This window comes from Oenococcus sp. (genome assembly GCF_047725585.1).
Taxonomy (GTDB): domain Bacteria; phylum Bacillota; class Bacilli; order Lactobacillales; family Lactobacillaceae; genus Oenococcus; species Oenococcus kitaharae_A.
On the sequence record NZ_JBDNNF010000003.1, the window covers coordinates 107,357 to 122,145 of the forward strand.

At 43.6% G+C, this 14,789-nt stretch carries 18 protein-coding genes; 3 read left to right on the forward strand and 15 right to left on the reverse strand.

The window, feature by feature from the left end; genetic code table 11:
• Positions 1-39: 39 nt before the first annotated feature.
• The 9 genes from ABF487_RS05095 to ABF487_RS05135 all read right to left on the reverse strand — a co-directional run bounded on the left by ABF487_RS05095 (position 40) and on the right by ABF487_RS05135 (position 6,986).
• Complete coding sequence (locus ABF487_RS05095) at positions 40-429, reverse strand: nuclear transport factor 2 family protein (RefSeq protein ID WP_263779859.1); 390 nt, start codon at positions 427-429, stop codon at positions 40-42.
• A 107-nt stretch (positions 430-536) separates the two neighbouring features.
• The gene (locus ABF487_RS05100) at positions 537-1,097 is read right to left on the reverse strand and encodes a hypothetical protein (protein ID WP_007745468.1); all 561 of its coding nucleotides are present in this window, start codon (positions 1,095-1,097) and stop codon (positions 537-539) included.
• Between the two features lie 28 nt (positions 1,098-1,125).
• Entirely contained in the window at positions 1,126-1,944 is an 819-nt protein-coding gene (locus ABF487_RS05105) for a phosphoribosyltransferase (protein WP_415625125.1), read from the reverse strand.
• A gap of 79 nt (positions 1,945-2,023) precedes the next feature.
• Positions 2,024-3,517: a glutamate--tRNA ligase gene (gltX, locus tag ABF487_RS05110; protein WP_415625126.1), complete on the reverse strand. Its 1,494-nt coding sequence runs from the start codon at positions 3,515-3,517 to the stop codon at positions 2,024-2,026.
• 22 nt (positions 3,518-3,539) lie between these two features.
• Positions 3,540-4,121 carry an RdgB/HAM1 family non-canonical purine NTP pyrophosphatase gene (rdgB, locus tag ABF487_RS05115; protein WP_263779856.1) on the reverse strand — a complete coding sequence of 194 codons (582 nt, stop codon included), beginning with the start codon at positions 4,119-4,121 and terminating at the stop codon, positions 3,540-3,542.
• 49 nt (positions 4,122-4,170) lie between these two features.
• Positions 4,171-4,842 carry a beta-phosphoglucomutase gene (gene pgmB, locus ABF487_RS05120; protein WP_007745458.1) on the reverse strand — a complete coding sequence of 224 codons (672 nt, stop codon included), beginning with the start codon at positions 4,840-4,842 and terminating at the stop codon, positions 4,171-4,173.
• 26 nt (positions 4,843-4,868) lie between these two features.
• Complete coding sequence (gene radA / locus ABF487_RS05125; RefSeq protein WP_007745457.1) at positions 4,869-6,275, reverse strand: DNA repair protein RadA; 1,407 nt, start codon at positions 6,273-6,275, stop codon at positions 4,869-4,871.
• A 2-nt stretch (positions 6,276-6,277) separates the two neighbouring features.
• A complete protein-coding gene (locus ABF487_RS05130; protein ID WP_028291884.1) occupies positions 6,278-6,730 on the reverse strand; it encodes a deoxyuridine 5'-triphosphate nucleotidohydrolase in 453 nt (150 codons plus the stop codon).
• 73 nt (positions 6,731-6,803) lie between these two features.
• A complete protein-coding gene (locus ABF487_RS05135) occupies positions 6,804-6,986 on the reverse strand; it encodes a hypothetical protein (protein WP_007745455.1) in 183 nt (60 codons plus the stop codon).
• Positions 6,987-7,094: 108 nt separating this feature from the next.
• Here ABF487_RS05135 and ABF487_RS05140 point away from each other — a divergent pair, with 108 nt between their 5' ends.
• Positions 7,095-7,385, forward strand: a complete 291-nt coding sequence (locus ABF487_RS05140) for a GNAT family N-acetyltransferase (RefSeq protein ID WP_007745454.1) — start codon at positions 7,095-7,097, stop codon at positions 7,383-7,385.
• Between the two features lie 5 nt (positions 7,386-7,390).
• Here ABF487_RS05140 and ABF487_RS05145 read toward each other — a convergent pair whose 3' ends face one another.
• From ABF487_RS05145 to ABF487_RS05160, 4 genes are all read right to left on the reverse strand, one after another.
• Positions 7,391-8,425, reverse strand: a complete 1,035-nt coding sequence (locus ABF487_RS05145; RefSeq protein ID WP_415634700.1) for an AI-2E family transporter — start codon at positions 8,423-8,425, stop codon at positions 7,391-7,393.
• A 138-nt stretch (positions 8,426-8,563) separates the two neighbouring features.
• Positions 8,564-9,175 carry a DNA-3-methyladenine glycosylase I gene (locus tag ABF487_RS05150; RefSeq protein ID WP_415625128.1) on the reverse strand — a complete coding sequence of 204 codons (612 nt, stop codon included), beginning with the start codon at positions 9,173-9,175 and terminating at the stop codon, positions 8,564-8,566.
• Positions 9,176-9,454 carry a hypothetical protein gene (locus ABF487_RS05155; protein WP_415625129.1) on the reverse strand — a complete coding sequence of 93 codons (279 nt, stop codon included), beginning with the start codon at positions 9,452-9,454 and terminating at the stop codon, positions 9,176-9,178.
• Positions 9,455-9,585: 131 nt separating this feature from the next.
• Positions 9,586-10,254 (reverse strand): 2,3-bisphosphoglycerate-dependent phosphoglycerate mutase, encoded by a 669-nt coding sequence (locus tag ABF487_RS05160; protein ID WP_415625130.1) that lies wholly within the window; start codon positions 10,252-10,254, stop codon positions 9,586-9,588.
• A 123-nt stretch (positions 10,255-10,377) separates the two neighbouring features.
• Between ABF487_RS05160 and ABF487_RS05165 the strand changes: the two genes are divergently transcribed.
• Together ABF487_RS05165 and ABF487_RS05170 are read left to right on the forward strand one after the other, a co-directional pair.
• The gene (locus ABF487_RS05165; RefSeq protein WP_007745449.1) at positions 10,378-10,797 is read left to right on the forward strand and encodes a MarR family winged helix-turn-helix transcriptional regulator; all 420 of its coding nucleotides are present in this window, start codon (positions 10,378-10,380) and stop codon (positions 10,795-10,797) included.
• Between the two features lie 22 nt (positions 10,798-10,819).
• The gene (locus tag ABF487_RS05170) at positions 10,820-12,223 is read left to right on the forward strand and encodes a DHA2 family efflux MFS transporter permease subunit (protein ID WP_415634701.1); all 1,404 of its coding nucleotides are present in this window, start codon (positions 10,820-10,822) and stop codon (positions 12,221-12,223) included.
• On the opposite strand, the gene ABF487_RS05175 is transcribed toward ABF487_RS05170, so the two are convergent.
• Both ABF487_RS05175 and ABF487_RS05180 read right to left on the reverse strand, forming a co-directional pair.
• Positions 12,220-12,375 (reverse strand): hypothetical protein, encoded by a 156-nt coding sequence (locus ABF487_RS05175; protein ID WP_007745447.1) that lies wholly within the window; start codon positions 12,373-12,375, stop codon positions 12,220-12,222. The two genes, ABF487_RS05170 and ABF487_RS05175, sit on opposite strands and share 4 nt — an antisense overlap.
• Positions 12,376-12,436: 61 nt before the next feature.
• The gene (locus ABF487_RS05180; RefSeq protein ID WP_415634702.1) at positions 12,437-14,662 is read right to left on the reverse strand and encodes an alpha-galactosidase; all 2,226 of its coding nucleotides are present in this window, start codon (positions 14,660-14,662) and stop codon (positions 12,437-12,439) included.
• Positions 14,663-14,789 lie beyond the last annotated feature (127 nt).

Here is a 14,789-nt window from a genome sequence, read left to right on the forward strand (position 1 = left end):
GATTCAGATTTTCAACTTCTTTTTTTGCTATCGTCATCATTATCGACCATAGGAACTCTTTTTAAAGGGATAAAATACGTCATGTTTTGTCTCATATTCAATAATCTCCGAAATTTTATTTTGACTGTTAAATTTTATTTTGGACAAACCATCAAAAACATATGTTTCCTTCTCTTTTGCTCGAAAAGTCCATGTGACAAAAAAATAATGGCCATCCTCATAGACATCGTGAAGGTGCCAGTCTAACACTACTTGTTTTTTTAGCTGACTTTCGATCCATAAATGAAGTTCATCTAAATTTCTATAACATGCACCGTAACATTCACGATAATAAATATCCCAGTCAAAGAGACAGTCAATATTTAAAAAATCTCGATCAACCCACATTTGAAAATATGAACGAATTGATTGAATTGCATCTGCTGCCATATTTTGTCCTTTCCAGCGACAGTATGAACCACCAATAGCAATTTAAGAATAACAAAAAAGATACCCTTAATCGTTGTTAAAGATATCCTTTTTCAATTTCGTTCAATTTAACGGAAAATATTTTGGAAAATGCTGACGACCTTTTGAAAGTCCATGGCAGAAAACTGTGTAAAGTTTACAACTGTATACACATAAAAAGCGTTGATCAGAGAAAACACAAAAGCAATAATAGCCATCTGCCTGGGGCTCTCAAAGAGGCTCATGATCGCAAACAGTAATGATAGCAGCAAAAGCAGCACGCCAAAGAAGAATAAAGCGGCCACAAATGACCCGGTATTATCATTGCTGCTGACGCTGCCCGCGTTTAAAATTACACGGGGATTGAGCACAATCAGAATTGGCGACAGCGTAAACAGCAGACTTAGCATTGATAAGATTAAGGCATTAATGCCATTGTGCCGGTTCTTGCCACGTGCCGCTTTTTCCAAACGGCGTTTTTCTTTGCGGCTTAATTGGCTCTCATCTTCGCCAACAGCAGGCAAAGGTTGATCAGCGCCACTATCATCAAGGCTGAACTCCTGACGGTTCAAAGCTTCGCGAAACTCGCTAGGCCTGGGATCGCGACCGTTGATTTTTTTGAATTCTTCTATCCACTCGGCTTTATTCATCGCATCCTACCTAGTCAACTAGTCCGCTTTAATCGTCATAACTCAATTCATCAGTGGCATTGGCGTTATCCAAGAAATTGCCGGCAACGTTGTATACGGCCACTGTGTCAGCCAAATCACGCGTGATAAACATATCGTTTTCGTAAACCAAATCAATTTTTTCGTCAGCCACAATCTGCTTCAATTGACGCGATGAAACAATCTCCATCTTCAATTCATCAAAATGAACACCATGACGGTTCAAAAAGCTTTCCAGCTTGTCGCGGTGCTTTTCCCGCAATCCAGAATAGATGACTTTGATCGGATAACTGGGCAAAGTGACCGGAATCCATTCGCCAGTCAAGGCATTTGTCGCAATAATTCCTTCAAAACGCATCGCGGCATCGGCTAAAGCGGCTTTTTTGTGCAGGATATTCCACTCGTAAAGTTTGGGTTCTTCTAATGTTTCCAAGTGAAGATCGACACGATGGCCGCCTTTTTCCGTCGCATAGACAGATAAAGTCGTCACTTTTTTAGCTGTCGCGTCATCTAGTTTAGCCGCGGCCTGTTCAAAGACGGTACCCTCGTCGGTCGAATCGTCAACTAACAGGATATTGCTGTAGGATTTCGGAAATTTGGCTGATTCTTCCTGCAAACGATAACCAATTTTTTCACTAGCCATATTGGCATTTAGTTCGTTAAAGCTGACAACCGGTTTATTTAAAAATAAACCAATCAAGGTGGCCGGAATCATGCCTCGTCTTGGTAAACCGACAATCAAATCAAAATTATAAGACTGCAGTCTGGCCAAATTTTCCTTAATTAAATTGTTTAAATCATCAATCGTGCGGTAAAAATACTTTGGCATAATTCCTCCTTCTTAACTATTATAAAGTAAGCCATTACGAACAGTTGCAAGATCGGATTATATTGCCTTAGAGTATGAATTAGACCAATGTTTCCTGAATGTTTTTCAAGGTCCAATCCCGGCCCATCACAGCCAGAATTTCCGGCAGATTCGGTCCTTGCACTTCGTGTGTCGTGATCAAGCGAATCGGATTCCACAAGGGACGGCCCTTAATCGCCAGGTCAGTTTGTAATTGACGAATCAGTTTCATGAGATTTTCAGCTGTGAAGTCATCAGCAGTTAATGCAGCAGCGGCTTTTGCAAAAGCGGATGTCACTTGTTTACCTGCTTCCGTATCCAGCCAGGCAGCTTTATCTTCGTCTGAAATATCGTGTAATTTGAAAAATGGATAAGTGGCCAAAGGCGCAATTTCACTCGTGGCTTTAATCCCATCAACGCCAGCAATTTCAATAATCTTGGCCAAATGATCGGCTTGTTGATCCGCTTCTTGTTGGCTGATCAATCCGGCTTTGACCAATTCAGCGATCAATTGCGGCATGACACGGTCTTTTTCAGCCCGCATCCACTGGTTATTGACCCAAGCCAGTTTTTTAGCATCAAATTTAGCATTGGCTTTTGTAAAACGTGTCTCGTCAAACATGTCCTTAAACTGTTCGCGTGTGAAGATTTCATTTTCACCAACCGGCGACCAACCTAGCAGGCCGATGAAGTTGAACATGGCTTCCGGCAGATAACCCAGTTCACGATATTGTTCAATAAACTGCAGCGTATCTTCATCACGTTTGGACAGTTTTTTACCCGTCTCGGCTTTAATAATCAGTGCCATGTGACCGAACTTAGGTGCTTGCCAGCCTAAAGCATCATAAACCATCAGCTGTTTAGGCGTATTGCTGACATGGTCATCGCCGCGCAGAACATGAGTAATTTCCATCAAATGATCATCAATCACAACGGCAAAATTATAAGTCGGCATGCCATCGGCTTTTTGAATAACCCAATCGCCGCCGATCTCTTTGGAATTGATTTTGACTTTGCCCTTAACAATGTCCTGCCACTGGTAGTCGTGATCTTCAGGCACGCGAAAACGGACAACGGCTTTTAAGCCGGCGGCTTCATCTTTTACCTGAGCAGCTTTAATCTGGTCAGCGTCCATGCCTGCATATTCATAGACATAATGTGGTGCCTGATGAGCAGCGGCTTGTGCTTCTCGTTCAGCCTTTAAAGTCTCTTCAGTCTTATAGGATTTATAGGCTTTGCCTTGATCCAAAAGTTCCTGGATGTAACGGTCATAAATGCCTAATTTAGCGCGTTCGGTCTGCCGATAAGGCGCATATTCCGGATTTGGTTTGTCCGGCCCTTCGTCCCAATCAACGCCTAACCATTTCAGATTATCCAGCTGGCTTTTCTCTCCGCCGGCCACATTGCGGGCTAAGTCAGTATCCTCAATACGAATAACAAATTGCCCTTGATAATGGCGTGCAAAAAGCCAATTAAAAATCGCTGTCCGAGCATTACCAATATGTAAGTGCCCCGTCGGACTAGGAGCGTATCTAACACGAATTTTTTCAGTCATAACAATAGTATAGTTTACGCGATCAAGCTGTAATTTGCGAAATTAAATCTTTTAAGGCTCTGGCGCGATGAGAAACTGTGTTCTTTTCTGCTTTCGTGGCCTGGCCGAAAGTCTTGTGCAACTCTGTCGAGAAGAAAATCGGATCGTAACCAAAACCATCTTTGCCTTCTTCATGATCTAAGATCAGGCCTTGACTGTGACCTTGGGCAACAATTTCTTTTGCCAAGCCGATTAAAACGATCACGGTTGTAAAATGAGCTGTGCGTTTTTCTGCTGGGACGCCTTCTAATTCGGTCAGCACTTTTTGAATATTAGCTTTGTCATCGTGATCACCAGCATAACGGGCCGAGTAGATACCCGGTCGGCCATCCAAAGCATCAATGACCAAGCCCGTATCTTCAGCCATGACAAAATTATTCGGATAGGCTTGAGCTACAGCACGTGCTTTGATTTGAGCATTTTCTTTGAAACTGCGACCAGTTTCATTAATTTCAGGAACTTTGTTCAAATGGTTGAGATCAACAATTTGAAATTGATCTCCCAGCAAAGATTGAATTTCTTCTGTCTTACCAGCGTTTTTGCTTGCGAGAATTATTTTATTCATATGTTTTATGATAGTAAAAAAACGCCTGTCTTTGGCGCTTTTAATGCAATCAATTCATTTTGTCATGAATGGCTGCCAAAGTAATGTCTTGAGTTCGGTCAAAATATAAGTCCGGTTCAGCTTTTTTAGCTGCTAAACCAATGCCTAAAGCCGTTTGACCAGCCGCTTTAATCGACTGGACACCAGCGGCCGCATCCTCCAACCCAATCAGAGCCATTGGCGGAAGCGCAAGCAATTCTCCAGCCTTGATAAAAATCTCCGGATCGGGTTTGCCGGCACTAAGACTAGCTGGATCGACAATGCCTTGAAAATAATCCGTGATCTGCAGTTGTTTGAGAATAGTGACTGCATTTTTAGAAGCACTGGCAATACTCATTCGGTATCCGGCCGACCTCAATTCATTTAAAAAAGCCCCAATGCCCGGCAGCAAATCATCGGCGGTTAATTTTGTAATCAGTTGCTGATAGTAACGATTCTTTTTCTCAGCCAATGATACTTTCTCGGCCTGTGTATAGTCGTCTTCATGATGACCAGCTTTTAAGATTAAAGCCAAAGAATCCATTCTCGATAGACCCTTAAGCTGATCAGCCAAAGCTTGTGTCCAAACAGTACCAACTTCATTAGCTGTCTGGTGCCAAGCCTTCTCGTGAAAACTGGCCGTATCTGTGATGACGCCATCCAAATCAAAAGTCATTCCTTTGATATCAGAAAAAACTGCCATAAATTACCTCGCAAAGCTATTATAAATCAGTTCAAATTGTCCTGCCTCGTATAACGCTGCAAGCCCAGCCCGATTTTCAGCGCTTCTTCCAGCGTCGCGACACCAATCACTTGCAGACCCTCAGGCAGAATCGTTCCCGGAAGATTATTTTTGGAAATAATCGCACGCTTAAAACCCAGCTTGGCTGTCTCTTTGAGACGATCTTCAATCAATGAAATCGAGCGGACTTCACCACCCAAGCCGACTTCACCTAAAAAGACATCCGAAGGGCTGGTCGCTTTTTCATGATAAGAACTCGCCACGGCTAGTGCAATTGCCAAATCAGCCGCCGGTTCATCAATTTTGACGCCGCCTGTAATCCGCACGTGGGCATCTTGGTTCTGCAGCAGCAGATTAGCGTGTTTTTCCAAAACAGCCAGGATTTGAGCGACACGATTACGATCAACACCAGTCGTGACACGCTGTGCATTACCAAAGACAGTCGGCGCGACCAAAGCTTGTACTTCAACTAAAATCGGTCGCGTGCCTTCCATACTGGCCGTGATTGAGGACCCTGTCGCGCCGGCCAAGCGTTCTTCTAGAAAAATTTCTGAAGGATTAGATACTTCGCGCAGGCCGCGATCACGCATCTCAAAAATACCTAATTCGTTGGTTGACCCAAAACGATTCTTGACCGTTCTTAAAATACGGTATTTGTAATTGGCATCCCCTTCAAAATAAAGAACCGTATCCACCATATGTTCCAAAATCTTCGGCCCGGCAATTGCACCGTCTTTTGTCACATGGCCAACAATAAAAATCGTAATTCCGTTCGTCTTGGCAATCTGCATCAGATCAGCCGTCACTTCACGAACTTGGGCAACAGATCCGATTGGAGACTGCAAATCGGGTTCCTGCATTGTTTGAACAGAGTCAATCACCAAAAAATCAGGCTCCATCTGCTGAATCACAGATTCGATCTGCTGCATATCTGTCTCCGGATAGACAACAAAATCGTCAGAACCAACACCCAGCCGATCAGCTCGCAGTTTAATCTGGTTGGCCGATTCTTCACCAGAAACATAGAGAACACTGCCACCGGTCTCGGTCAGCTGGCCGGATACCTGCAGCATCAAGGTAGATTTGCCAATGCCAGGATCCCCACCGATTAGAACCAGGCTGCCCGGTACAATACCACCGCCTAGGACACGATTTAATTCCTGCATGCCGGTCTGAACACGCGGTGTTTCGTTGCCGGAAATTTCCGATATACGTTGCGGCTTGGCCACGCGGCCATCAAGACTGATTCTAGCCTTGCGGTTAACAACGGTATCCGGCACAATTTTTTCTTCGACTAACGTATTCCACTGACCACAATTCGGGCAGCGTCCTAAATAACCGGCACTCGTATATCCACAGTTAGAACAGACAAATTGTGTTTTTTGTTTTGCCAACTTTACTCCCCTGTCGAACCAAATCCGCCTTGACGGAGGCCGGCTGCACGATCATCGTCCACAGTCAAAAAGGGCATGAAGATTGCCTGCACGATCCGGTCGCCTTTTTTAATCTGAACATTTTGGCCAGAGATTGACTGTATCTGCACAAAGATCTCGCCCTCATTTTTTTCATTATTATAGTAGTCAGCATCAATCACACCGACTGAATTAGGCAGCACCAGGCCGCGCTTATACGGTCCTGAAGAACGATTGATCAAATACAGGACTTCGTTCGTCTGCATATAAGCCTTCAAACCGGTTGGAACCAATTTGATTGTGCCGTCTGCCGGGATCAGCATATCAGCAGCTGCTTGGATATCATAGCCAGCGGCATGAGCAGTGGCTCTTTTTGGTAATTGAATACCTGCCTGCTCGTATTTTGTAACAATTTCAAATCCGCGTTCTTTTGTCATATAACTCATTATACGGAATCAGCTGATTATTTAAAAAAGGCCAAAATAAAAACCGAAGCTGTCTTCGGTTAATTTACTTGCTGTTTTCTGAATACTCATCCAGCATATGATCACCACTAGGCATATGCCGCTCGTAGGTTTGTTCCATGCTCTCGATGTGTTTGTTCAAGTAGTCCATTTGCTGAGCCGTACCAGAATGAATATCCCGTAACTCCTCAGCCGTATAATGACCGCGTTTGACAAATTTCATGTTCATATTGCTCTCCCTATTGCGATAAATCTGATTGGAGATTTTTTATTTGTTCCCAAAATTAATAGCTACAACCCCATTATAAAAGCCATCGAAGCTTTGTAAAATAGACTTATGACAGAAAATGCAATTAAGCAGGAACATGGCCGCTATTTCATTGAAAATTCGGATGGCAAAACAATAGCCGAGCTGTTATACAGCGAAATCGCTGGAAAGAATGCGATCAGTATCGACAGTATTCGAGTAGATCCCGACTATCGCGGGCACGGCTTAGCGAGCAGAATACTCAAACAGGCAGTAAGCGATGCTGCTGCTGCAGGAAAACGCGTCAAGCCTGTTTGTCCCTATGCTAAAGCAGCATTTTTAAAAAATCCCGAATACGCCAAACTTACTTTTAAAGCATAAAATACTCAACCATTATTTTTCGGCTTGCGGCTTTTTTCAGAGCTGTGAATACCAAAAATATCCAAGAAAAAGGAGACAATCGGTAATCCCACAATCAGTCCCCAATCACCAATTAGCTTGCTCATCACGATTAAGGTAATAAAAGCAATGAAGACAGGTAAATCCGTCCGGTCGGCCATAAGGCGTGGATGCAGAAAATATGATTCGAACATGTGAATCACGATAACCAGCACAATCACTTCGGCAACACGAATAAGGCCGCCAGAAGCAAAAGCAATCACTGTCAGTGGAATGACAGAAATTAAAACTCCTGCAACGGGTATCAGGCCAAGAAGAAAGACGATAATTGCCAGCAGGAGCAAGTCAGGCATTCTCAAAAAGAAAAGACCGATAGTCATTAAAAAAGTATTAATCGTACAGATCAGCAGCTGCGTTTCGATAATTTTGCCTAAGATCAACACAAATTTGCGTGCCAAAAAATGCACATTTCCGAAAAATTCGTGATAAGGCGATTTCAAAAATTCTTTGCCGAATGAAAGAATCCGTGGGCGGGAAATGCTGTAAACAAAGCTAAGAAAAACAGCCAGCACAAAATGTGTCAATCCGCGGCCGACATGGCTGGCTTCACGAAAACCCGTTACCACGACGTTCCGGCTATTGGACACCATCTCGCTACTATGAATGAAGCGATTCACTAATCGGTTAATACTGCGATTTAAAAGCGGGTGGTTAATGATCGCTTTGGAAACCATTTGTGGAATTACCTTAAGCTGGTCGACTAGCAAAGGCGCAGCGTAAGAAATAGCTGCCGCCAATAATCCCAAGATCAATATGTACAAGGACACCACGGCAAGCAGATAAGGGACTTGAAAGTGTTTTTTAAAATACAAGCTGGATTTAATGGCTAAATAAGCGAAAATTGTTGTCAATAGAACAATCCCCATGAAAGCACGTAAAAAGTAAATCACAAGAATTAAAAGTGCTAGTGTCAGATAGAGCTTGACATTCTTCCGTTTTAAAAATTGGATAAAATCATCCATATATATGACCTGCTTTCATATTTTTTGTCACTTGACGGTCCAAAGGACGAAAGGGCTGTTACGGACAATTAGAACAAAAATTCATTGCAGCAAACGGATATTTGACAATATTTTAATTTTTGAATAGAAAAATGATAATTAGTCTAATTGCCGATCCGGGTTGAAAGCACAAACAGCTTCATGATCATTGATAACGCCGGTGCCTTGCAGATAAGAGTATATTGTCACCGGGCCGGTAAACTTGAAGGCATCTTTTTTCATCTGTTTGGCTACCAACTGCGATAAATCATTTTGTGCCGGAATCTGGACAGGATCGGTAATGTGGTGGTCAATTATCTGACCATCAGTAAAATGCCAAAGATAGTTATCAAAAGAGCCATACTGCTTCTGCGTGTTTAAAACGGCACGCGCATTGTTAATTGTCGCCTGTAGTTTTAGGCGGTTGCGAATCAGGCCGCTGTCAGCCATCAAAGAATCGATTGAGGTTAATTCGGCGACCTTTTGAATATCAAAATTAAAAAAAGCACGTTGAAATGCAGCGCGTTTTTTCAAAACAATTTCCCAGCTCAAACCAGCCTGATAAGTCTCCAAACAAAGCAGCTCGAATAAATAACGGTCATCATGGCTAGGACGGCCCCACTCATTATCATGATAAGCAGTCATATCGTCCCAAACTTTATAGTTTGTCAGCCATTGACAACGCCGTTTGCCATCATCGGCTTTTAAAGATTGTGTCGATAAAACCGTCACTTATTCAGCCTCAGCCTGGCCACTACTGATTGAAATATCAAGGTCAGCCGTCTGAGTACCGCCTGCAAATTCAAAGGAACCCGATGCGTGGTAATTATCGCCGCTTTTAGATCCTGTGAAATACAATTGGACATCCGTCACATCGGCGTCGTAAGATTCGGCTGCAGAAATAAATTCACCATTGATGGCCGAAATCCAGACAGGCAGATTCAGATTTTTATAAGAAAAATGCAAGGCCGTCGACAGCAGCGCTTTCTTCATTAATGTTTGATCATCCATAATTACCTCCTCAATTCATTTTATACTGCCTAGTATTGCATGAAAATAAATTAAAATATAGGGACTTGAAGTTTAATCAATCGAAAGCTGTATCTGCAAAACAATGTCTGTGGGCATTTTCGGTACTAATTTTACAGATTGGTCTTAGAGAGAATGTGCAATTGATTATCAAAATCATAGACAATCGGCTCACCGTTTCCAACTTCGACATTCATAAAATCCGCATCATTAACCCGATCCAAGAATTTTAAAAGAACGCGAATGGAAGAGCCGTGAGCGACCAGCAAAACATTTTTCGATGCCCTTAAGTTTGCCGCGATTTGGTCCTCCCAAAAAGGTTTGACACGCTGCCAAGACATCTCAGCTGATTCGCCCAAAGGTTCGATCACGGCCGATGCCCGATAACGGCGGTCCTGATCAGGATGCTGTAAAAGCGGCGGCACCAAGGTATAGCTGCGGCGCCATTCACGAACCTGCTGGTCGCCATATTTTTTGGCAGTCTTAGCCTTGTTTAAGCCTTTCAAAGCGCCATAATGGCGTTCATTTAAACGCCAGCTTTTTATAATCGGCAGCCAAGGCTGATGAATTTCGTCCATCACAATGTAGCTAGTAACGATTGCGCGCTGCAGGACTGAAGTGAGGACGATATCAAATTGAGTGTCCGATTCTGCTAACTCACGCCCGGCAATATGCGCTTGGGCAATGCCTTTATCAGTCAAAGGTGCATCCGACCAACCCGTAAAGACATTATCACGATTAGCGGTTGATTGGCCATGACGAATTAAAACAAGTTTACTCATAGTTAAATAGTAACGAAAATTCATCTGGATTGTGCAGTATCAAACGTGAAGCTGGTTGGTTCTGACTGCGAACTGTTTCTCAAATTATACAACCTGTTGTATAATTCTTGAACGGAGGTTCCTTTGTCAGACCAGGACTTTACACTTGAACGCCAAATTTTAAAACTGGGTCATCAGCTGATTGCTTGGCGCAGCGTCGACCTCAAAAAGCATCAGTTGACGTCCAACCAATCAGAGACTTTGTTTTACTTTCGTGCACATCCGGATGCGGATATTGTTGATCTAAAAAATTATCTCAAAATCAGTCATCAGGCTGCATGCCGAATGATTGAGCGCCTAAAAAGCAAATCTTTGCTTCAGACAGGTATTTCAAGCGCAGATAAGCGTGTCAAACAAGTTTATCTGACAGAAAAAGGCCGCCAGCTGTGTCATGAATTGCAGATAAACGGCAGCCAGGCCGGCCGGACAATTTTAAATCGGCTCAATGACCAGCAAAAGCAGGAGCTCGCTGATTTATTAAATAAAATCAGCGATCAATCATAAATCTATCTTTCAGGAGCAAAAAATGGCAAATAAACAAGTTCGTCGGCCCTTTGTGGTCATTTTAGGTATTTTAGTCGTTAATTTTCTCGGATTATTTTCCGAGACTTCGCTTAACATCGCGCTGCCCGTCTTGCGCGAGACTTTTTCCGTCTCGTCAGCAGCGATACAGTGGCTGGTCATCGCTTATATGCTGATGATCGGTTTAGCGTTACCACTATCGACTCTAATTTCACACTGGTTTAAGACCAAAGATATTATTATTTTTGCGATTTTTATTTTCGCTCTAGGATCGGTGATTGCGGCCTGCGCAAACAGTTTTGCCGTCTTATTGATCGGCCGAACCATCCAAGGAATCGCTACCGGTCTCTTCATTCCCCTTATGTTCACAATTGCCACGATTATTTTTCCCAGCAATAAATTCGGCAGCGTCATGGGTGTGATTGGTGTCGTTATGGGTTTTGCACCAGTCATCGGCCCGACTTTATCAGGAATTATTATTGATTCTTTGTCTTGGCGCTGGATTTTTTGGCTCTTTTTGCCTTTTCTGCTATTATCACTGCTCTTGACGATTTTCACGATGCCTAATGTGATCGAACAGACACATCCAAGAGTTGATTGGCTGTCGGTTATCTTGTCTATGCTTGGTTTCGGCTTGCTGGTCAGTTCGGTCGGCCTTATCAGCAACTTAGGCATCGCCTCCCCGATCGTGATCATTCTGATTTTGCTATCCCTATTGATTTTGTTTATTTATATCCATCGGCAATTGCGTATCAACCGTCCCATCTTGAATTTCAAAATACTAACCAATTCGCGCTATCGCAATGGCACTTTGATTGTTATTTTTAACTTCGGTATTGTGCTGGCCGCCATGTACTTATTGCCGCAAATGCTGCAAAACGGTTTAGGCCAGAAAGCAAATACGACGGGCTGGATTTTACTGCCAGCCGGTGTGTTAAACGCCGTGATTTCCGTGATCGCCGGCCGTCTATCTGACCATTTCGGTGCTCGATATCTCGTCTTGACAGGCACTGTGATTTTTATCGCCGGCCTGATTATGATGTCGATCATCAATTTAAAAAGCGGCATTCCTTATATTATCGCTGCCCAAAGTATGCTGCTGTCAGGCTCGGCCATGCTGTTTCCGCCGGCTCAAAGTTATGCACTGAGAAGCCTGTCAGCCGCACATTCCAGTGACGGCAGCACGATTATGAATACCTGTCAGCAGATTATGGGTGCTTTATCAACTTCAATTACAAATAGCCTGCTGGTCTTCGGCGGGACACTGCATCCGCTGCAAAACACAGCAGCCAGATTCATGTCTGCTTCGCGCTTTGCCTTTATTTTCGCTTTTGTACTGGCTGTTCTGATTTTAATCGTCGCCTTTCAAATCAAAGGTAAGGACAAGACTAGCAGGCAAACCGCTTAAAGACGCTCTAAAAGTAAATCCCATATAGCCGAAAAAGCTGCAATAATCGGATTTTTGCCAGCCTGCCGAGCTTCTCTGTATGACCTTCTTGCAAAAACGAGCAACAAAACAACCGCAATCAGCAACAGTGCCAGAACAATGATTATCGTCATAAGGGCTCCTTGTTCTCATTATATATAGTAAAAACCTCAACGAAAATAATCGTTGAGGTTTTTACTCGACAGCTTGTGCAATGAATAGATGGGCACTGAAATCTGCTGAAGCAGTCATTGGCTGATTAATGTCTAAAATCTGGTCAACGGCGTAACCGGCGTTTTCCAGTTCGTCACCGAAAAATGTTTCCTCGCTACCATTAATGCGATATAGGCGATCTGGCGATAAGCCCTTAAAATACAAACGCAGATAGGCTGGATTAGGGCGATTAAGAAACTGGTATCTCGCCGCGATTGCTAGTGTCCGGTCAGCATTGACAACTTCCCAACTGGCGACATTTTTATCGCCGGCAAAAGGACTCTGTAAGCGGTAAAAAGTACCGAATTGGAAAAGCTGCCGATGCCGTTTGTAAAAAGCAACCTGTTTTTTAATTTCCTGCTGTTCTTTTTCGGATAGCTTTGTGATGTCCAGTTCGTAACCCAAATCACCGAAATAGGCAACGCGTCCCCGTGTCGATAGCGGCGTGATGCGGCCAGTCTGATAATTAGGTACGTCAGAAACGTGGGCCCCCATCATCGACGGTGCATAACCATAAGAAGTCCCATATTGGATTTGGATCCGTGAAAGTGCATCTGTGTTGTCACTGGTCCAAGCCTGCGGGGCGTAATACATCATGCCCAAATCAAAGCGTCCGCCGCCCGAAGCACAGGATTCAAATAAGACATCTGGGAAACGATCAATCAGACGCTGGTATAGATGATAAACACCCAAGATGTAACGATGTGCCATTTCTAATTGCCGGTCAGCTGGTAATTCGCTGCCGAACATATCAGTAATGTAGCGATTCATGTCCCATTTCACATAATCCAGATGCGATTCTTCAATGCGCTGCACCATCATTTGGAAAACAGCGTCAACAATTTCATTACGCGTAAAATCGAGAACATACTGATTGCGGCCAGCGATTGGCTGACGTTTTGGAGAAGCGATTAGCCAGTCTGGATGCTTTTTGTAAAGCTCACTGGCCATGGAAATCATTTCTGGTTCAAACCAGAGACCGAATTTCAGACCCAGCCCGTGCACAGCGTCAGCTAGATGAGGCAAACCTTGAGGCAGTTTCTTTTTGTCGACGAACCAATCACCCAAAGACGTGTGGTCATCATCGCGATGGCCAAACCAGCCGTCATCCAAGACGAAAAGCTCAATGCCTAATTCAGCAGCTTTCTTGGCGATTGCCAATAATTTATCTTCATTAAAATCAAAGTAAGTCGCTTCCCAATTGTTAACTAGGATCGGTCGCGATTGTTTGGCAAAACGCGGATTGACTAAATGATTGGCATAAAAATTCGTCAGCTGCTGGCTCAATTGGTTAAAACCCTGCTTAGAAAAGCTCAAAACAGCTTCAGGTGTTTGAAAACTCTCGTTGGGATCAAGCGTCCAAGCAAACTCTTCAGGGTGAATGCCAATTAAAACACGTGTCAGATCATAATGATTCACTTCGACCTGATCAAGAAAATTACCAGAATAAATTAGATTAAAGGCGAAGACGTCGCCTGTATCTTCGGTAGTTTCTGGCCGTGCCAGCATGATAAAAGGATTTTCCTGGTGGCTCGAAGCGGTTCGCAGGCTGCCGACGCTCTGGATACCGGGCTTTAGAGCATTTTTGACTTCTTGTCTTTCTCGCGCCCAAGAACCGGCAAAACTAATCATCTGGAAACGGCTGTCCGGCAGATCCAATTGTGCACTCATAGCCCGCCTTAAAATAATTTTGTTGTCACTTAAATTACTAAAAGTCGTGCTTCGGACGATCACATCTTCCTGTTCAAAGACACTGTAATGCAGGCTGGCTTGCAAACCAGTCAATGGGTCAGCAAGATCAATCGTCAATGTCTGCACACCTTCAGATGGTTGGCCAAATGCTGAAGGCAGTTCGGACAAGCGCGCCTTACCCTCATCGATATGATAGCCGGCATATGCCAATTCACTGATTCGGCTGCCGTTCTCTGCTGCAATCTGATAAGCGGGATCTCTAAAATCGCCGCGGCCAAAAGCAGCATATTCGGTCTTCAAATTATCGGGATGAAAATCATCAACATCATTTCCCCAGGCGACCATCGCTTCGCGCCGCTCGCGTTTGGCCAGATTGTCATAGTGATCTTTAACATGGATTTTGCGGCCAAAGTATAATTGGCCTAAATCACCGTTTGCCATCACATGAAAAATATAGCTGCTGTGAGCTGTCTGCAGATGAAACACTTTTGCTTGCTGATTGACACTAATTGACATGAATTACCCCTTTAATCATTTAAAGCATCGCTTACATAATACTTGCAAAATAAGTAAGCGCTTACCGTATATGATTATTGTATTGAACCTAGGGCTTAATTTCAATCATTCAGCAGCCATAATCCTT